General features: G+C 65.1%; 14 protein-coding genes. 8 read left to right on the top strand and 6 right to left on the bottom strand.

From position 1 onward, the window contains the following. The first annotated feature begins 150 nt into the window (after nt 1-150). From QTL98_RS14065 to QTL98_RS14095, 7 genes are all read left to right on the top strand, one after another. On the top strand, nt 151-1,107 hold the full coding sequence (locus QTL98_RS14065) for a LysR family transcriptional regulator (RefSeq protein ID WP_445679095.1): 957 nt from the start codon (nt 151-153) through the stop codon (nt 1,105-1,107). A gap of 164 nt (nt 1,108-1,271) precedes the next feature. Next, nucleotides 1,272-2,288 carry an ABC transporter substrate-binding protein gene (locus QTL98_RS14070; RefSeq protein ID WP_445679096.1) on the top strand — a complete coding sequence of 339 codons (1,017 nt, stop codon included), beginning with the start codon at nt 1,272-1,274 and terminating at the stop codon, nt 2,286-2,288. A 215-nt stretch (nt 2,289-2,503) separates the two neighbouring features. Beyond that, entirely contained in the window at nt 2,504-3,391 is an 888-nt protein-coding gene (locus tag QTL98_RS14075; RefSeq protein ID WP_445679097.1) for an ABC transporter permease, read from the top strand. Further along, nucleotides 3,384-4,496, top strand: coding sequence for a quaternary amine ABC transporter ATP-binding protein (locus QTL98_RS14080; protein ID WP_445679098.1), 1,113 nt, complete (start codon nt 3,384-3,386; stop codon nt 4,494-4,496). The genes QTL98_RS14075 and QTL98_RS14080 overlap by 8 nt, the downstream gene beginning before the upstream one ends. Nucleotides 4,497-4,654: 158 nt before the next feature. After that, complete coding sequence (locus QTL98_RS14085) at nt 4,655-5,059, top strand: DUF4406 domain-containing protein (protein WP_510637491.1); 405 nt, start codon at nt 4,655-4,657, stop codon at nt 5,057-5,059. Next, nucleotides 5,056-5,658, top strand: a complete 603-nt coding sequence (locus tag QTL98_RS14090) for an NUDIX domain-containing protein (RefSeq protein ID WP_445679099.1) — start codon at nt 5,056-5,058, stop codon at nt 5,656-5,658. The genes QTL98_RS14085 and QTL98_RS14090 overlap by 4 nt, the downstream gene beginning before the upstream one ends. Further along, nucleotides 5,643-6,560, top strand: a complete 918-nt coding sequence (locus QTL98_RS14095; protein ID WP_445679100.1) for a LysR family transcriptional regulator — start codon at nt 5,643-5,645, stop codon at nt 6,558-6,560. Before QTL98_RS14090 ends, QTL98_RS14095 begins: the two co-directional genes overlap by 16 nt. Nucleotides 6,561-6,596: 36 nt before the next feature. Here QTL98_RS14095 and QTL98_RS14100 read toward each other — a convergent pair whose 3' ends face one another. From QTL98_RS14100 to QTL98_RS14115, 4 genes are all read right to left on the bottom strand, one after another. Continuing rightward, nucleotides 6,597-8,378, bottom strand: a complete 1,782-nt coding sequence (locus QTL98_RS14100; RefSeq protein WP_445679101.1) for an IlvD/Edd family dehydratase — start codon at nt 8,376-8,378, stop codon at nt 6,597-6,599. Nucleotides 8,379-8,478: 100 nt separating this feature from the next. Next, the gene (locus QTL98_RS14105; RefSeq protein WP_445679102.1) at nt 8,479-9,489 is read right to left on the bottom strand and encodes a TRAP transporter substrate-binding protein; all 1,011 of its coding nucleotides are present in this window, start codon (nt 9,487-9,489) and stop codon (nt 8,479-8,481) included. Between the two features lie 40 nt (nt 9,490-9,529). Continuing rightward, nucleotides 9,530-10,807, bottom strand: coding sequence for a TRAP transporter large permease (locus QTL98_RS14110; protein ID WP_445679103.1), 1,278 nt, complete (start codon nt 10,805-10,807; stop codon nt 9,530-9,532). 5 nt (nt 10,808-10,812) lie between these two features. After that, on the bottom strand, nt 10,813-11,364 hold the full coding sequence (locus QTL98_RS14115; protein WP_445679104.1) for a TRAP transporter small permease: 552 nt from the start codon (nt 11,362-11,364) through the stop codon (nt 10,813-10,815). 284 nt (nt 11,365-11,648) lie between these two features. Between QTL98_RS14115 and gntR the strand changes: the two genes are divergently transcribed. Next, entirely contained in the window at nt 11,649-12,677 is a 1,029-nt protein-coding gene (gntR, locus tag QTL98_RS14120) for an HTH-type transcriptional regulator GntR (protein WP_445679105.1), read from the top strand. An 8-nt stretch (nt 12,678-12,685) separates the two neighbouring features. On the opposite strand, the gene QTL98_RS14125 is transcribed toward gntR, so the two are convergent. Then, nucleotides 12,686-13,030 (bottom strand): antibiotic biosynthesis monooxygenase family protein, encoded by a 345-nt coding sequence (locus tag QTL98_RS14125; protein ID WP_445679106.1) that lies wholly within the window; start codon nt 13,028-13,030, stop codon nt 12,686-12,688. A 25-nt stretch (nt 13,031-13,055) separates the two neighbouring features. Next, nucleotides 13,056-14,258, bottom strand: a complete 1,203-nt coding sequence (locus tag QTL98_RS14130; RefSeq protein ID WP_445679107.1) for a cytochrome P450 — start codon at nt 14,256-14,258, stop codon at nt 13,056-13,058. Nucleotides 14,259-14,427 lie beyond the last annotated feature (169 nt).

Genomic DNA, 14,427 nt, shown 5'->3' on the forward strand with positions numbered 1-14,427 from the left:
GATCCCATTCCAGAAAGGCATAAGCCTCCTTTGTGTGTTTCGGGTTGGATGAACCACCGGTTCCAGGGTGCATGTACTCTTTGCGGGTGCAGGCATTTGTTTTGACTTTCCGGAGCCTCTGCTCCGGTCAGCGTAGGGATGGGACGCCCGGTGATCGATCGTAAATGGCTGCCGCTGAATGCCCTGCGCGCCTTCGATGCCGTTGCCCGCCGGCAGAGCTTCACTGCCGGTGCCCAATCCCTCAATGTCACGCAAAGTGCGCTCAGCCGTCACGTGATGAGCCTTGAGGAGTTGCTCGGCAAAAAGCTGGTCGAGCGCAAGCCGCATGGCATCTCGCTGACCGAGGCCGGCGCCAAGCTGCTGCCGGTGGTCGCCAAGAGCTTCGACCGCATCGAGCAGACGCTCAACGAGATCAAGAGCGAGGCTGCCGGCAAACAGCGCCTGCTGCGCGTCCATATGCCGCCCACCTTCCTGCAGCGGCGCGGCATGCAGATGCTGCACGAGTTCCGCGCCGAATATCCCGCCATCGCCATCGACATTTCCTCCACCTACGGCACCGGCCTCCCGAGCCGGGCGGTGGAAGTGGCCGTGACCTATGACCGGCCGAAGGTGAGCGACGCCATCCAGGATTTGCTGTGGATGGAGCGGGTCACCCCTGTCTGCTCGCCGGAACTCGCCCGGCGCTTTGCCGGCCGGCCGCTGGAAGCGCTGCTGCAGGAAAACGAGCTTTTGCACGTGCGCATCGACGGGCAGGACAACAGCCATCTCTGGAGCCAGTTTGCCCGCTCGGCCGGCATTTCGCTCGACAGCGCACGGGGCATTACCTTCGATACGCTGGCGCTTGCCGTTCAGTATGCCGAGCGCGGCCATGGGGTGGTGCTGGCCGATATCGACATGTTTTCCGAAGAAATCGAGAGCGGGCGTCTCGGCGTCCCGTCCGATATCGAGTACCGTGACGGATATGGCTATTTCCTCGCCCTCCACCCGGAAGATCTGGACGATCCGGTGATCGCCCTCTTCCGCAACTGGATCATCACGCGCCTGGCGGCCGATACACCGGTGCGCCTTGCCGCCATGACGGCCACGGCCGGGCAGGACGATTTTTAACAGGCAAGGCGGCATTTCAGTGCCGGCGGGAGAGATCATTCCCGCCAGCGCGCCGCCTTCATTCAGGGACCACTGCCGTCCGGGACCATTCCCGGCAAGGCGGCAGCGGAAAGGGCACTCAAAGACGAACGGGCACTCAAGCAAGAACAGGGAGCAACAATCAGATGAAAAAACTGCTGACGACCCTTCTCGTTCCGGCCGGGCTGGCGGCTGGCGCACTTCTCTCCGCCCATCCGGCGGCAGCTGCCGGATGCGGCACCGTGACCATCGCCAACATGAACTGGCAGTCCGCCGAGGTACTGGCCTGGGTTGACCAGATCATCCTCTCCAAAGGCTATGGCTGCGATGCCGAGCTGGTGGCCGGCGACACCACCCCCACCCTCACCTCGATGATCGAGAAGGGCGAACCGGACGTGGCGCCGGAAGCCTGGGTCAACGCCATCCGCGAACCGCTGGACAAGGCCGTTGCCGAGGGCCGCCTGCATTACGCCTCCGAAAGCCTTTCCGACGGCGGCGAGGAAAGCTGGTGGATCCCGAAATATCTGGCGGATGCCCATCCGGACATCACCTCCGTGCCGGCAGCGCTGAAGCACCCGGAACTATTCCCGGCACCGGAAGACAGCTCCAAGGGCGCTGTCTACAACTGCCCGTCGGGCTGGGGCTGCCAGATCACCACCTCCGCCTTCTTCAAGGCCTTCAAGGCTGCCGACCAGGGCTTCGTGCTGGTCGATACCGGCTCGGCCGCCGGCCTCGACGGCTCGATCGCCAAGGCCTATGAGCGCAAGGAAGGCTGGCTCGGTTATTACTGGGCGCCGACCGCCATTCTCGGCAAGTACGACATGGTCAAGCTGAGCCAGGGCGACGGCGTCAAGTTCGACCAGAAGGAATGGGACGACTGCATCATCAAGCCGGATTGCGCCGATCCCAAGCCCGTCGCCTGGCCGCGTGCCAAGGTCTATACGGTGGTGACCGACAGCTTCAAGAAGGCCGGCGGTCCGGCCTATGACTATCTGGCCACGCGTGCCTGGGACAACAACACCGTCAACAAGCTGCTGGCCTGGATGACCGACAACCAGGCCACCGGCGAGGTCGGTGCCAAGCACTTCCTCAAGGAAAACCCGGACTACTGGGCCGGCTGGGTCAGCCCCGAAGCCGCTGCCAAGATCAAGGCCGGGCTTTGATCTGAGGTTTCTCGGAAACGTACCAGCCCGGCGCGGGGGCGCCGGGCTGATACCCGTTCCCGACAGAAGCGATATTCCGGCAAGGCAAGGACCACAGACTAAAGTCAGCGGGGGCACGGCTGCCCGTCTCAGGTCCTGAGCCCGATTATCTTGTGGCATAATAAAGGGATGCGCCGTTGCAGCGCCTCCCCCAGCAACCGGGGACACCCACGCCCATGGACTGGCTTACCAATTTTCCCGCGATGGATCTGGAGCGCCTGACGGCGATCAAGCGCGCCATCGACGAGAGTTTCCGCAGCTTCACCCGCGCTTATGGCGACGTGTTCGAGGCGCTGTTCGAGCCGCTCAAGAGCTTCATGATCGCGGCGGAAAAATTCATGACCGGCGCGCCCTGGCCGGTCACGCTGGGCCTCATCCTGCTGCTGGCCTGGCTCGCGAGCCGCAACTGGCGCATCGTCGTCGGCGCTGCCGCCGCTCTGCTTCTCATCGGCTATCTCGGCATGTGGGATGACACGATGAAGACCATCGCCATGATCATCGTGGCGACCATCACCTCCATCATCATCGGCATTCCCATCGGCATCATCGCCTCGCGGTTCCGCCGCGTGCGTCTTGTGCTGTCGCCGGTGCTCGATGTGATGCAGACGATGCCGAGCTTCGTCTACCTCATCCCCGTCGTCATGCTGCTGGGCATCGGCAAGGTGCCGGGGCTTATCGCCGTCGTCATCTATGCCGTGCCACCGGTCATCCGCCTCACCGACCTCGGCATCCGCCTTGTCGATGCCGAGACGCTGGAAGCGGCGGATGCCTTCGGCTCCTCCCCCTGGCAACGCCTCGTCAATGTGCAGCTGCCGCTGGCGCTGCCCACCATCATGGCCGGCGTCAACCAGACCATCATGATGGCGCTCTCCATGGTTGTCGTCGCCTCGATGATCGGCGTGCAGGGGCTGGGGCAGCCGGTGCTGCGCGCCATCAACAGCCAGTATTTCACCCTCGGCATGTTCAACGGTTTCGCCATCGTCGGCATCGCCATCATCTTCGACCGGGTGAGCCAGGCCTTCGGCCGCCGCCTGCAGAAACACCGCGAGGTCGCCCATGGCTGAGCCGGCAGACAACATCCACGGCGCCAGCATCCGCCTTGCGGGCGTCTACAAGATCTTCGGGCCCCGCCATCTCGATTTCATCGAGCAGGTGCACCGGGGCATGACCAAGGAAGAGCTGCTGGAGCACAATCATGTGCTGGGGCTTAGCAACATCAATCTCGATATCCCGGCCGGCATCATCCAGGTGATCATGGGCCTGTCGGGCTCGGGCAAATCCACCCTCATCCGCCATATCAACCGGCTGATTGAACCCTCCTCCGGCGTGGTGGCGGTCAACGGCATCGACATCATGCAGATGTCGCCGGTGGAACTGCGTGATTTCCGCCGCAACATGACGGCGATGGTGTTCCAGAAGTTCGCCCTGCTGCCGCACTGGACGGTTCTGGACAATGCCAGTTATGGCCTGAAGCTGCGCGGCGTTGCCAAAGCCGAGCGGCAGGATGTCGCCATGCGCTGGATCGAGCGTGTGGGCCTCAAGGGCTTCGAGAACAAGTTCCCCAACCAGCTTTCCGGCGGCATGCAGCAGCGTGTAGGCCTTGCCCGCGCCCTTGCCAACGATGCCCCCGTGCTGCTGATGGACGAGGCTTTCTCCGCGCTCGACCCGCTCATCCGCGTCGACATGCAGACGGTGCTGCTCGATATCCAGAAGGAAATCCGCAAGACCATCGTCTTCATCACCCACGATCTCGACGAGGCGCTGCGCCTTGGCGACCGCATTGCCATCCTGCGCGATGGCAAGGTGGTGCAGAAAGGTACGGCCCAGGACATCGTACTGAAGCCGGCGGATGATTATGTCGCCAACTTCGTCAAGGAAGTGAACCGCAGCCGCGTGCTGCTGGTTGAAAACATCATGCAGCCGCTGGAGGCTGCTGCGGCTCCGGCCGGTCTGCCCCGCCTGCCGGCCCGCCTGTTGCTGGACGAGGCGGTGCGCCGCCTGACCGGCATCGGTGCCAGCGAAGGGCTGGCAGTTGACGAGGATGGCCGGCCGCTTGGCCGCGTAACCCTCTCCGACATCGTGCAGGCCATGGTGACGCCGGTCGATTGCCCGCCGGAGGTTGCCGGAATGGCGGCCCCGGCAACAGAACGCGCCGCCGCCGGCGCCTGATAAAGAGCCTCACAAAGCTGCCGGCCTGAACCCTCAGGCCGGCAGCTTTGCAAGCGGCGTTTCATATTTGCCGGGCTCAAGGATAGAATGCCCTCAAATATGCTGGCCTCGGACGAATAAAATCGTCCGCCCGCCCAGCCTTTGAGAGCCCCTGCGCCATGACCAGCCCCGCTCCCGTTTCCCGCCCCCTGCTGCTGCTGGTGGCCGGCCCCTACCGCTCCGGCACCGGTGACGATCCGGCAAAGATCGCGGCCAACATGGCGGCGATGACCGAAGCCTCCCTGCAGCTTTACCGCGCCGGCCACATGCCGCTGACCGGGGAGGCGCTGGCTTTGCCGATGATCGAGGCTGCCGGCTCCACCGCCATCGGCGATGCAGCCTTCAACGAGATATTCCATCCCCTCGCCCGGCGCCTTCTGCCCCGGCTGGACGGGGTGGTGCGCATTGGCGGCGCCAGCACCGGGGCGGACGAGATGGTGGCGATTGCCCGTGCCAACAAGCTTGCCGTCTATCACGGCATCGAAGCGGTACCGCCGCTGGCCGAAACAAGGGGCTTTGCATGAGCAACCCGGCCATTACCCTTGAAGGGTTCGAGACGCTGTCGGACGACTGGTATGTACTGCGCAAATACCGCGTGCGCCACCGCCGCCGCGATGGCAGCGAGCAGAGCTACAGCCGCGAGGCCTATGACCGCGGCAATGGCGCCGCCATCCTGCTCTATGATCCTGCGCGCGGCACCGTGTTCCTCACCCGCCAGTTCCGTCTGCCGGCCTATGTGAATGGCCATGCCGACGGCATGCTCATGGAAGTGCCGGCCGGCCTGCTCGACAGCGACGCCCCGGCCGATGCCATCCGCCGCGAGGCGGAAGAAGAAGCCGGCTTTACCCTGCCGGCGGTCGAGGAAGTCTTTACCGCCTATATGAGCCCAGGCTCCGTTACCGAGCGGCTGCACTTCTTCGTCGCCGCGGTGACGGCCGAGGCTCGCACCCATGCCGGCGGTGGCAACGCGGAGGAAGGCGAGGAGATCGAGACCATCGAGCTGCCGCTCGGGCAGGCGCTCGCCATGATCCGCGACGGGCGCATCCAGGATGGCAAGACCATCATGCTGCTCCAGCATGCCGCCCTTGCCGGGCTCATCGCGCCGCCATGCCCAGCGCCTTGAACGAGATCGAGCCCGGCTGGGAGGAACTGCGTTATTTCCGCGCCATTGCGCTGGCCGGTGCACTCGGCCCGGCGGCACGCCGGCTGGGTGTCAGCGAAGCGACCGTCAGCCGGCATTTGCGCGCGCTGGAAGCGCGGCTCGGCGCCCGCCTTTTCGACCGGCTGCCCAACCGCCTGGCCCTGACTGCCCTTGGCGACCGCGTGCTGCTTGCCGCCGAGCGCATGGCGGAAAATGCCGCCGATTTTGCCCGGCTTGCCCGCAGCGCGGCAGCGGAGGAAGCCGCCCCGCTGCGCCTTACCACCACCGGCTCGGTTGCCCTCTTCCTCACGCGCCATTTGGGTGGGCTGCTGGAAGCGGTGCCGGGCTGCCAGCTGCAGCTCATCGGCACGCGCGAGGCGCTGAGCCTGACCAAGGGTGAAGCCGACATAGCGCTGCGCATGCGCCGCCCGCCGGAAAGCGGGCCGCTTGCCGTGCGTCGTATCGGGCGTATCGGCTTCAGCCTCTATGCTCATGCCGATCTGCTGGCGCGCGCGGAGCCCGTTTCCGTCATCGGCCTTAGCGATGCCCCGGAGAGCCGGCAGGCGAGCTGGCAGCAAGCGTTTCTTGCGGCGGAAGCTGCTACCGGCAAGGTGGCGGCCACAAGCCGCCTGCGCCTCGACGAAGTACCGCAGCGGCTGGAAGCGGTGCAGCAGAAGCTGGGCGCCGCGCTGCTGCCCTGTTTTCTGGGGGCCGGCGACCCGGCGCTCCGCCCGGTCTGCCCGCCACCGCCGGAGCTTCAGGAGGATATTTTCCTGATGGTGCATGAGGACATGAAGGAACGGCCGGCGGTTGCCGCCTGCCTCACTGCCCTTGCCGCGCTGTTCCGGCGGGAGGCAGAGAGCCTGACCGGCAGCCAGGCCTGAAGCAAGGCGCCGGGGCTGCCGGTCAGGGTTTTGGCCTTAGTGCGAATGCCGCGGCACGCCGCGTTCGCCCAGCACATCCAGATAGAAGGTCGCCGGCTCAAGGCAGGCGCCGGTCGAGAGCTGCCCCACCTGCTCGCGGTACATCTGCTGCCATGGGGTCTGGTTCCTGAGCGTCGGCGCTACCAGCGCCGCGCGCCGGCTTTCCATCTCCGCCTCATCCACCAGCAGGTCGACCCGGTCGCTATTGAGGTCGAGCCGGATCAGATCGCCGGTACGCAGGATGGCAAGGCCGCCACCCACCGCCGCTTCCGGCGATACATTGAGGATGGAGGGGCTGGCCGAGGTGCCGCTCTGGCGCCCGTCGCCCATGGTGGGAAGCTGGGCGATACCCTGCCGAACCAACCGGTCCGGTGGCAGCATGTTGACCACCTCCGCCGAGCCCGGATAACCGACCGGGCCGCAATTGCGGATAACGAGAATGCAGTTGGCATCGACATCAAGCGACGGGTCGTTGATGCGGCCGTGATAATCCTCCGGCCCCTCGAACACGATAGCGCGCAGCGTCACCACATTCTCGGCGCCCGGCGCGGAGAGATAACGCTGGCGGAATTCCTCGCTGATAACGGAGGCCTTCATGACCGCCGCATCAAAGAGATTGCCAGAGAGCACGACGAAACCGGCGCGCTCCTTGAGCGGTTCGGCCATCGAGCGTATCACCCGGCGGTCGGGCTCCGGCACCTTTGCGATCTGCTCCGCCATGCTGGTGCCACCCACGGTGCGCGCCTCGCCGCGGATGAGGCCGCCACGATTGAGTTCCGCCAGCACCGCCGGCATGCCGCCCGCCCGATGGAAGGATTCCCCGAGCCAGGCACCGGCCGGCTGGCAATCAACCAGCAGCGGCACATTGCGGCCGACGCGCTGCCAGTCCTCCAGCGAGAGGTCGACGCCCAGATGCCGGGCAATGGCGATAAGATGTGGCGGGCAGTTGCTGGAGGCGCCGATGGCGGAAGCCGCCACGATGGCATTCTCGAACGCCGCCTTGGTCATGACGTCCGACGGGCGCAGGTTTTCCGTTACCAGCGAGACGATGCGCTTGCCGGTGGCATAGGCCATCTGCCCGCGCTCCCGGTAGGGGCCGGGAATGGAAGCGCAGCCAGGCAGCGACATGCCCAGCGCCTCGGCAAGGCAGTTCATGGAAAGGGCCGTGCCCATGGTGTTGCAGTGGCCGACCGACGGGGCGGAGGCTGCTGCCATCTCCATGAACTCGGCATAATCGATCTCGCCGGCGGCATGGCGCTGGCGCGCTTCCCAGATCACGGCGCCGGAGCCGGCAAGCCGGCCGCGCCAGTGCCCGTCGAGCATCGGCCCGCCGGAGAGAACGATGGCCGGCAGGTTGACGGTCGCCGCCGCCATCAGGCACGCCGGCGTGGTCTTGTCGCAGCCGGTGGTCAGCACCACGCCATCAAGCGGGTAGCCATGCAGCACTTCCACCAGCGAGAGATAGGCAAGGTTGCGGTCGAGCGCCGCGGTCGGGCGTTTGCCCGTTTCCTGCAGCGGATGGACCGGAAATTCCAGAGCGATGCCGCCGGCATCGCGGATGCCTTCCTTCACCCGCACCGCCAGTTCCAGATGATGGCGGTTGCAGGGGGCAAGATCACTGCCGGTCTGGGCAATGCCGATGATCGGCCGGCCGGACTGCAGCTCCTCGCGGGTCAGGCCAAAATTCAGGTAACGCTCCATATAAAGCGCGGTCATGCCCGGGTCGGCGGAATCGTCGAACCATTGCTGGCTGCGCAGTTTGGGTTTGTCGGTGGCCATGGAGCACTCACCTGCCTGAAGTAGTCGGGTATCGGTTGCGGAAAGAAGGGAGCGCGGGTTTTCCCCGCCCGCGCTCCCGGAACCATTGATACGGTAAGGCCTAGTTACGGGCGGCCTTGATGGCAGCCATCAGCTCGTTGCTGGTCTCTTCGCCATACTGCTTGGAGAACTTCTCGATCACCGGCTTCACCACCTCGCGCATGCGGTCAAGCTCGGCATCGGAAACCACGGTCACCTGCATGCCGTCGGCCTTCAGTGCGTCCAGAGCCTTGGCGGTACCGGCACGGTTGTCCTTGCGCTCGAAATCGCGCGAGGCAACGGCGGCCTTCTCGATCATGCCCTGCTCGGTGGAGGAAAGACCGTCCCACCACTTCTTGGAGGCCATGACGATCCACGGGCTGTAAACGTGCTTGGTGAGGCTCAGATACTTCTGCACCTCATAGAACTTGGAGCTTTCGATGGTGTTGACCGGGTTTTCCTGGCCATCCACAACGCCGGTTTCCAGCGCCGAGAACAGCTCGGAGAAGGCCATCGGCACCGCGTTGGCGCCCATGGTCTGGAACACGTCGAGCGCCACCTGGTTCTGCATCACGCGCAGCTTGATGCCGGACAGGTCTTCAACCTTGGCGACCGGATGGCTGTTGTTGGTCAGGTTGCGGAAGCCGTTTTCCCAATAGACGATGCCGACGAGGCCCTTCTCGTCGAGCTTCTTCATCAGCTTGGTGCCGAAGTCACCATCCAGCACCGCGTCCGCTTCCTTTTCATTGTTGAAGAGGAAGGGGAAGTCAAAGACGCCATATTCCTTGACGATGCCGACCAGCGTGGCGGTGGAGCCAACCATCATTTCCTGCGCGCCGCCCTGGAGCGCCGACTGCATCTGGCTGTCAGAGCCGAGCGAGGCGCCGCCGAAGGTCATCATCTTGAGCTTGCCATCGCTGGCCTTGGCCAGCTCGTCGGCGAAATAACGCGCCGCACGGCCCTGCACGCTGTCCTCGTTGAGGCCGTAGCCAAAACGGATGTTGCGGGCCTTCACATCGTCGGCGGCATGGGCGCCGGCGCTGACCATGGTCAGGGTTGCAGCGGCCATCACGATCTTGAGCAGTTTCGACATCCTGGATTTCCTCCTGTTTTTTTGATGGTTTTTGTTGGGGTCAGTAAAGCCACCGGGCGGGAACGGTGATGAGCTGCGGGAAGAGAATGAACAGCCCGATAAGCCCGGTGTAGGCGGCGACATAGGGCATGACCGCGGGGACGATCTGCTCCATGCGCACGCGGGTAATGCCGCAAACCGTGCTGAGCACGCTGCCGACCGGCGGCGTCAGCAGCCCGACTACCCCCACCAGCACGAACATCACCCCGAAATAGACCGGGTCGATGTGTGCCTTGACCGCGAGCGGCATCAGCACGGGGCCGAGGATGAGGATGGTGGGGGTAAGGTCCATGGCGGTGCCGACCAGCAGCAGCAGGATGACCACCGCCAGCATGAAGAGCCGCGGATAATGCAGGAGCGGCCCGAGCAGCCCGGCCAGTTCACCCGGCAGGTTGGCAAGCGTGATCATGTAGGCCGTAACCAGCGCGGCGGCGCACAGGAACAACACCACTGCCGTGGTCTTGGAAGCGGAGATGAGCAGCGCCAGCAGCTCCGGCAGCTTCAGCTCGCGGTAGACGAGCAGGCTGACGATCAGCGCATAGGCGGCGGCCACCACGGCGGCCTCGGTGGGAGTAAAGAGCCCGCCGCGCAGGCCGCCGATGATGAGGACCGGCAGCATGAGCGCCCAGCCCGCCCGGCGAAACGCCGTCCAGCGTTCGCCCCAGGACTGGCGTGGGCTGGGCGTCACCGCTTCGCGGCCGGTGGTGCGGGCCCACAGCAGCACCAGTACCACGCCCATCAGGATGCCCGGCATCACGCCGGCGAAGAACAGGCGGGTGATCGAGGTGTTGGTGGCAACGCCAAAGATGATGAAGGGCAGCGAGGGCGGGATGACCGGGCCGATGATGCCGCCGGCAGCCACCAGCGCGCTTGCCGGCTGCGCCCGGTAACCGTTGTTCTTCATCATCGGCACCAGCAAGGCCGCCAGCGCCGCCGTATCGGCAATCGCCGAGCCGGAAAGGCTGGCCAGCACCACGGCAGTGCCGATGGCGACATAACCGAGGCCGCCGCGCATATGGCCGACAAGGCTGACCGCCAGATCGACGATACGGCGCGACAGGCCGCCGGCATTCATGAGTTCGCCGGCCAGCATGAAGAAGGGCACGGCCATGAGCGGGAAATTATCCGCGCCGGCCAGCATGTTCTGCGCCAGCAGCTGGGAGTCGAAATATCCCAGATGGATCATCATGGCGATGCCGCTCAGCATCAGCGCAAAGGCGATGGGCATGCCAAGCGCCATGAAGGCCAGCAGGACGACGAGGAAGATGGCGATGATCATGTTCGTCAGCCCTCTGCGCCGGTATGGCCGTGATACGCCGCGATCTCAGCGTCGGTGAGGCGACCGGTCAGCAGCTTCCAGATTTCGGCAAGGATGATGGCCGCCATGCTGACAGCGACGAACAGGCCCGCAACATTGAAGGTGGCGACGGGAATGCCGGTGACCGGCGTGACGTCGGAAAGGCCGATGATCGTCTGCTCCCAGCTGCCGGAGCCCAGCAGCCAGAGGATCCACAGGACCACGACATCATTGATCAACAGGCAAAGCCGCCGGCCGAGCGGCGGGAGGCGCCGCACCATCATGTCGACGCCGATATGGCCGCGTTCGCGCAGGGCCAGCACCGCCCCGATGAAGATCAGCCAGACGAAGGCGAGCCGGGCAAGCTCCTCGGACGCCGCAATGCCGGTGCCGAACAGATAACGCAGCACGACATTGACGAAGACCATGATCACCATCACCGCCAGGCACAGCCCGTTGATGAGTTCCAGCCCGCGAAAACTGCGATTTATCGCCCGCGCCGCCGGTGAGGCGGCCTCTGCGGGCCCATCCGTGGACATGTTTTCCTCCCAGCGCCCGCTTGTCCGGGCTGTTTTTCTGAGACCCTGTGGAACAGCTTTCCGGCCCTGGCCGGCACTGCCCTGTTGTTCTTACGTTTGCAGTGACGCTTATGTTAGCGCTAACATTTTTAGAAAGCAGGCAAAGCGTGAGCACCTGACCACCCAACCTGCCGTCCTCTTCATGGCGCAGCATGTTAGCGCTATCATGATTAAGTGCAAGCCAAAATCCTGCCCCTTCCGAAACCAGGAATATGCTAGGCCAAGGGGCCACCAAGAGGGTCTTCATGCAGGGTCAAAAATCCCGGGCGTCCTTCCGTCGCCGCACGACGATGGCCGATGTCGCCCGCGATGTCGGGGTCAGCGCCATTACCGTCTCCCGCGCCCTGCGCAATCCGGAGACGGTGAGCGAACCGGTACGCGAGCGCATTACCGAGGCCTGCCGCCGGCTGGGCTATGTGCCAAGCCGGGTGGCAAGTGCCCTCGCCTCGGCCCGCTCCAAAACCATCTCGGTACTGATCCCCTCCCTCACCAACATCGTGTTTGTGGAGGTGGTCGCCGGCATCAAACAGATCCTGGATGCGCTTGATTACCAGATGCTGATCGGCATCACCGGCTATGAAGACCAGATGGCCGAAGAGCGGCTTTTAATGCAGCACCTTGAATATGCGCCGGACGGCATCCTGCTGACCGGCATTGACCAGAGCGAGACCGTCATCCGCCTGCTCGGGGATTTTTCCGTCCCTGCCGTGCATATGATGGACAGCAGCGAGCGGGCCGATTGCTCATGGGTGGGATTTTCAAACACCGATGCCGGGGCCATTGCCGGGCGCCATCTGCTGGAGACGGGGCGCCGGCACATCGCCATCGTCGCCGCCCAACTCGACCCGCGCTCGACCCGCCGCTGCGATGGCTGCCGCGATGTGCTGCAGGCTGCCGGCCACTATGATCCGGCACTCGATATCCGCGTGCCGCACTCCTCCTCCATCCCGCTCGGCGCGGAGCTGGTGCAGAAGCTGCTGCGCGAACATGAGGCGTGCGACGCCGTCTATTTCTGCAATGACGACCTTGCCCATGGCGCGCTCTTCTGGTGCAGCCAGAACGGCGTGGCCGTGCCGGAGCGGTTGGCCGTTGTGGGCTTTCATGATTTCAGCGCCTCGGCCTGGACACCGCCGCCGCTCACCACCATCGAGACCCCGCGACAGGAAATCGGGCGCGAGGCCGCACGCCTGCTGATGGCCCGTATCGAGGATCCCGGCCAGCCGGCCCGCCAGATCGATCTCGGCGCCCGCCTCATCCGCCGCGCGAGCAGCTGAAACAAGGCTCAGGCATGGGCAGCCTGGCTGTCTGCCGGCGCTTCGTCCCGTTCGTTGAGGCCATAATCGCGCAGCACGCTTGCCACCCGCAGCCGGTAATCGGCAAACACGCCGCCGCGCCCCCTCGCCTGTGTGGCGCGGTGGCCGGGGCGATTGCGCCAGGCCGAAACGGCGGCTTCATCGCGCCAGAAGGAGAGTGACAGCAGCTTGCCCGGGTTGGTCAGGCTCTGGAAACGCTCGATGGAGATAAAACCATCCATGGTCTCCAGCTCGCCGCGCAGCGCGGCGGCCAGATCGAGATAATGTTGGCCCTCGCCTTCGGCAGGCACGGCCTCAAAGATCACGGCAATCATCAGAGGTCTCCCGGAAACAAACAGGTCAGCTGAAAAGAGCAATGCGGGCATTGGCAAGCCGCAGCCAGGTGCCACCACCGGCATCAAAACCGGCGACCAGTTGGCAGACTTCTGCTCTGCGGGGCAGCAGCGCCAGCAGCACCGCCTCGGCCACGGCAAAGGCGATTGCCTGCCCCGGGCAGGCGTGGCGCCCGCTGCCGAAAGTGGGCAGCCAGCGATTGTCCCGCGCCGGATCAAAACGTTCGGGCTCATCATACCGGGCCGGGTCATGGCTCGCCGCCGCAAACAACAGCAGTAGTCCGGCACCGGTCGGCAACGGCTCCCCGGCGAAATCCATCGCCTCACCGGCAAACCGCCGCGTGTTGTGAATGGGCGGATCATGGCGGGCAACTTCGCGCAGGAAGGCCTGCCGCCCAGCGGCGCTTTCAAGGTCCGCAAGGACAGCGGCCGGCAAACGCCCCAGGGCCAGCGCCACCGCGCCGATCAACCCGGCGGTGGCATCGAAACTCTGGGTCAGGAAGCCGATGGCATTATCCAGTGCCACGTCGGCCGGGATGCCCTCCCGCGCTGCCTGCCGCACCAGTTCGGCAAGCGCGCCCTCGCCCGCCGCGGCGATCAGCTGTCGCAGCAGCGCTACCCCTTCGCTCCCCGCCCGGATGCCCCCGGCATCCGCACCGGGGGCAATCGCGGCGACAAGACCGGAAACCGGGCCGGTTTCTTCTGCAAGCAGGGGCGCAAGCGCGGCTTCCGGCACGCCAAGCAGCAAGGCTACCGTCAAGGGCGCCAGCACCTGCCGGGCGCGGGTCAGACGCGCCGCCAGCGGCGCCTCGCCGGCAAGGCCAATCAGCCTGCCGGCCCGTGCTGCGGCCACACTGATCTTCTCAGGCGTCAGGGCACCGAGAGTTGCCACTATCGCCCGCTTCAGCGCCTGCGGGGCCTCACCATCCGTCATGCGCACCAGCCGGCCAAAGAACTGGCCGGCCTCACTCCCCAGTAGCGTCGGGGGCACCGGCTCGGCCGGTGGGCGCACAAGCAGGCGCGGATCGGCAAGCGCCGCTTCCACCAGATCGGCAGAGGCGACGATCCAGAGACCGGAGGCGGGATCGAAACCGAAGGGCCGGTTTACGGCAAGCGCCGCGTAATAACGATAAGGCGCGGGATGAAAAGCCGCTGTCAGCGGCGTCGGCTCGCCTGCCCCCGCGTTTTGCCGTTCTGCAATTCCCGACATCTGCACCTCTCCCGCCACCCGTTTCAGGCAGGGAAGATAGGGCGGCTGCGACGGCGATGTTTCGGCCTCGGCCGAATTGTCGGTTCAGCTCTTGCGGGCACTTCCTGAGCTTCACCTGAATCCGGCAACAAAGCATCATTGATCCCGAATTGGGACCGCGCTAGTATTG

Source organism: Radicibacter daui, from assembly GCA_030657355.1.
GTDB classification, from domain to species: Bacteria; Pseudomonadota; Alphaproteobacteria; order Radicibacterales; family Radicibacteraceae; genus Radicibacter; species Radicibacter daui.

Excerpts from the sequence above, each read along its gene's own strand:
- QTL98_RS14080 (WP_445679098.1), top strand. The coding sequence starts at position 3,384 with ATGGCTGAGCCGGCAGACAACATCCACGGCGCCAGCATCCGCCTTGCG.
- QTL98_RS14115 (WP_445679104.1), bottom strand. The coding sequence starts at position 11,364 with ATGTCCACGGATGGGCCCGCAGAGGCCGCCTCACCGGCGGCGCGGGCG.
- QTL98_RS14095 (WP_445679100.1), top strand. The coding sequence starts at position 5,643 with ATGCCCAGCGCCTTGAACGAGATCGAGCCCGGCTGGGAGGAACTGCGT.
- QTL98_RS14125 (WP_445679106.1), bottom strand. The coding sequence starts at position 13,030 with ATGATTGCCGTGATCTTTGAGGCCGTGCCTGCCGAAGGCGAGGGCCAA.
- QTL98_RS14130 (WP_445679107.1), bottom strand. The coding sequence starts at position 14,258 with ATGTCGGGAATTGCAGAACGGCAAAACGCGGGGGCAGGCGAGCCGACG.
- QTL98_RS14110 (WP_445679103.1), bottom strand. The coding sequence starts at position 10,807 with ATGATCATCGCCATCTTCCTCGTCGTCCTGCTGGCCTTCATGGCGCTT.
- QTL98_RS14105 (WP_445679102.1), bottom strand. The coding sequence starts at position 9,489 with ATGTCGAAACTGCTCAAGATCGTGATGGCCGCTGCAACCCTGACCATG.
- QTL98_RS14100 (WP_445679101.1), bottom strand. The coding sequence starts at position 8,378 with ATGGCCACCGACAAACCCAAACTGCGCAGCCAGCAATGGTTCGACGAT.
- QTL98_RS14075 (WP_445679097.1), top strand. The coding sequence starts at position 2,504 with ATGGACTGGCTTACCAATTTTCCCGCGATGGATCTGGAGCGCCTGACG.
- gntR (WP_445679105.1), top strand. The coding sequence starts at position 11,649 with ATGCAGGGTCAAAAATCCCGGGCGTCCTTCCGTCGCCGCACGACGATG.
- QTL98_RS14070 (WP_445679096.1), top strand. The coding sequence starts at position 1,272 with ATGAAAAAACTGCTGACGACCCTTCTCGTTCCGGCCGGGCTGGCGGCT.
- QTL98_RS14085 (WP_510637491.1), top strand. The coding sequence starts at position 4,655 with ATGACCAGCCCCGCTCCCGTTTCCCGCCCCCTGCTGCTGCTGGTGGCC.
- QTL98_RS14090 (WP_445679099.1), top strand. The coding sequence starts at position 5,056 with ATGAGCAACCCGGCCATTACCCTTGAAGGGTTCGAGACGCTGTCGGAC.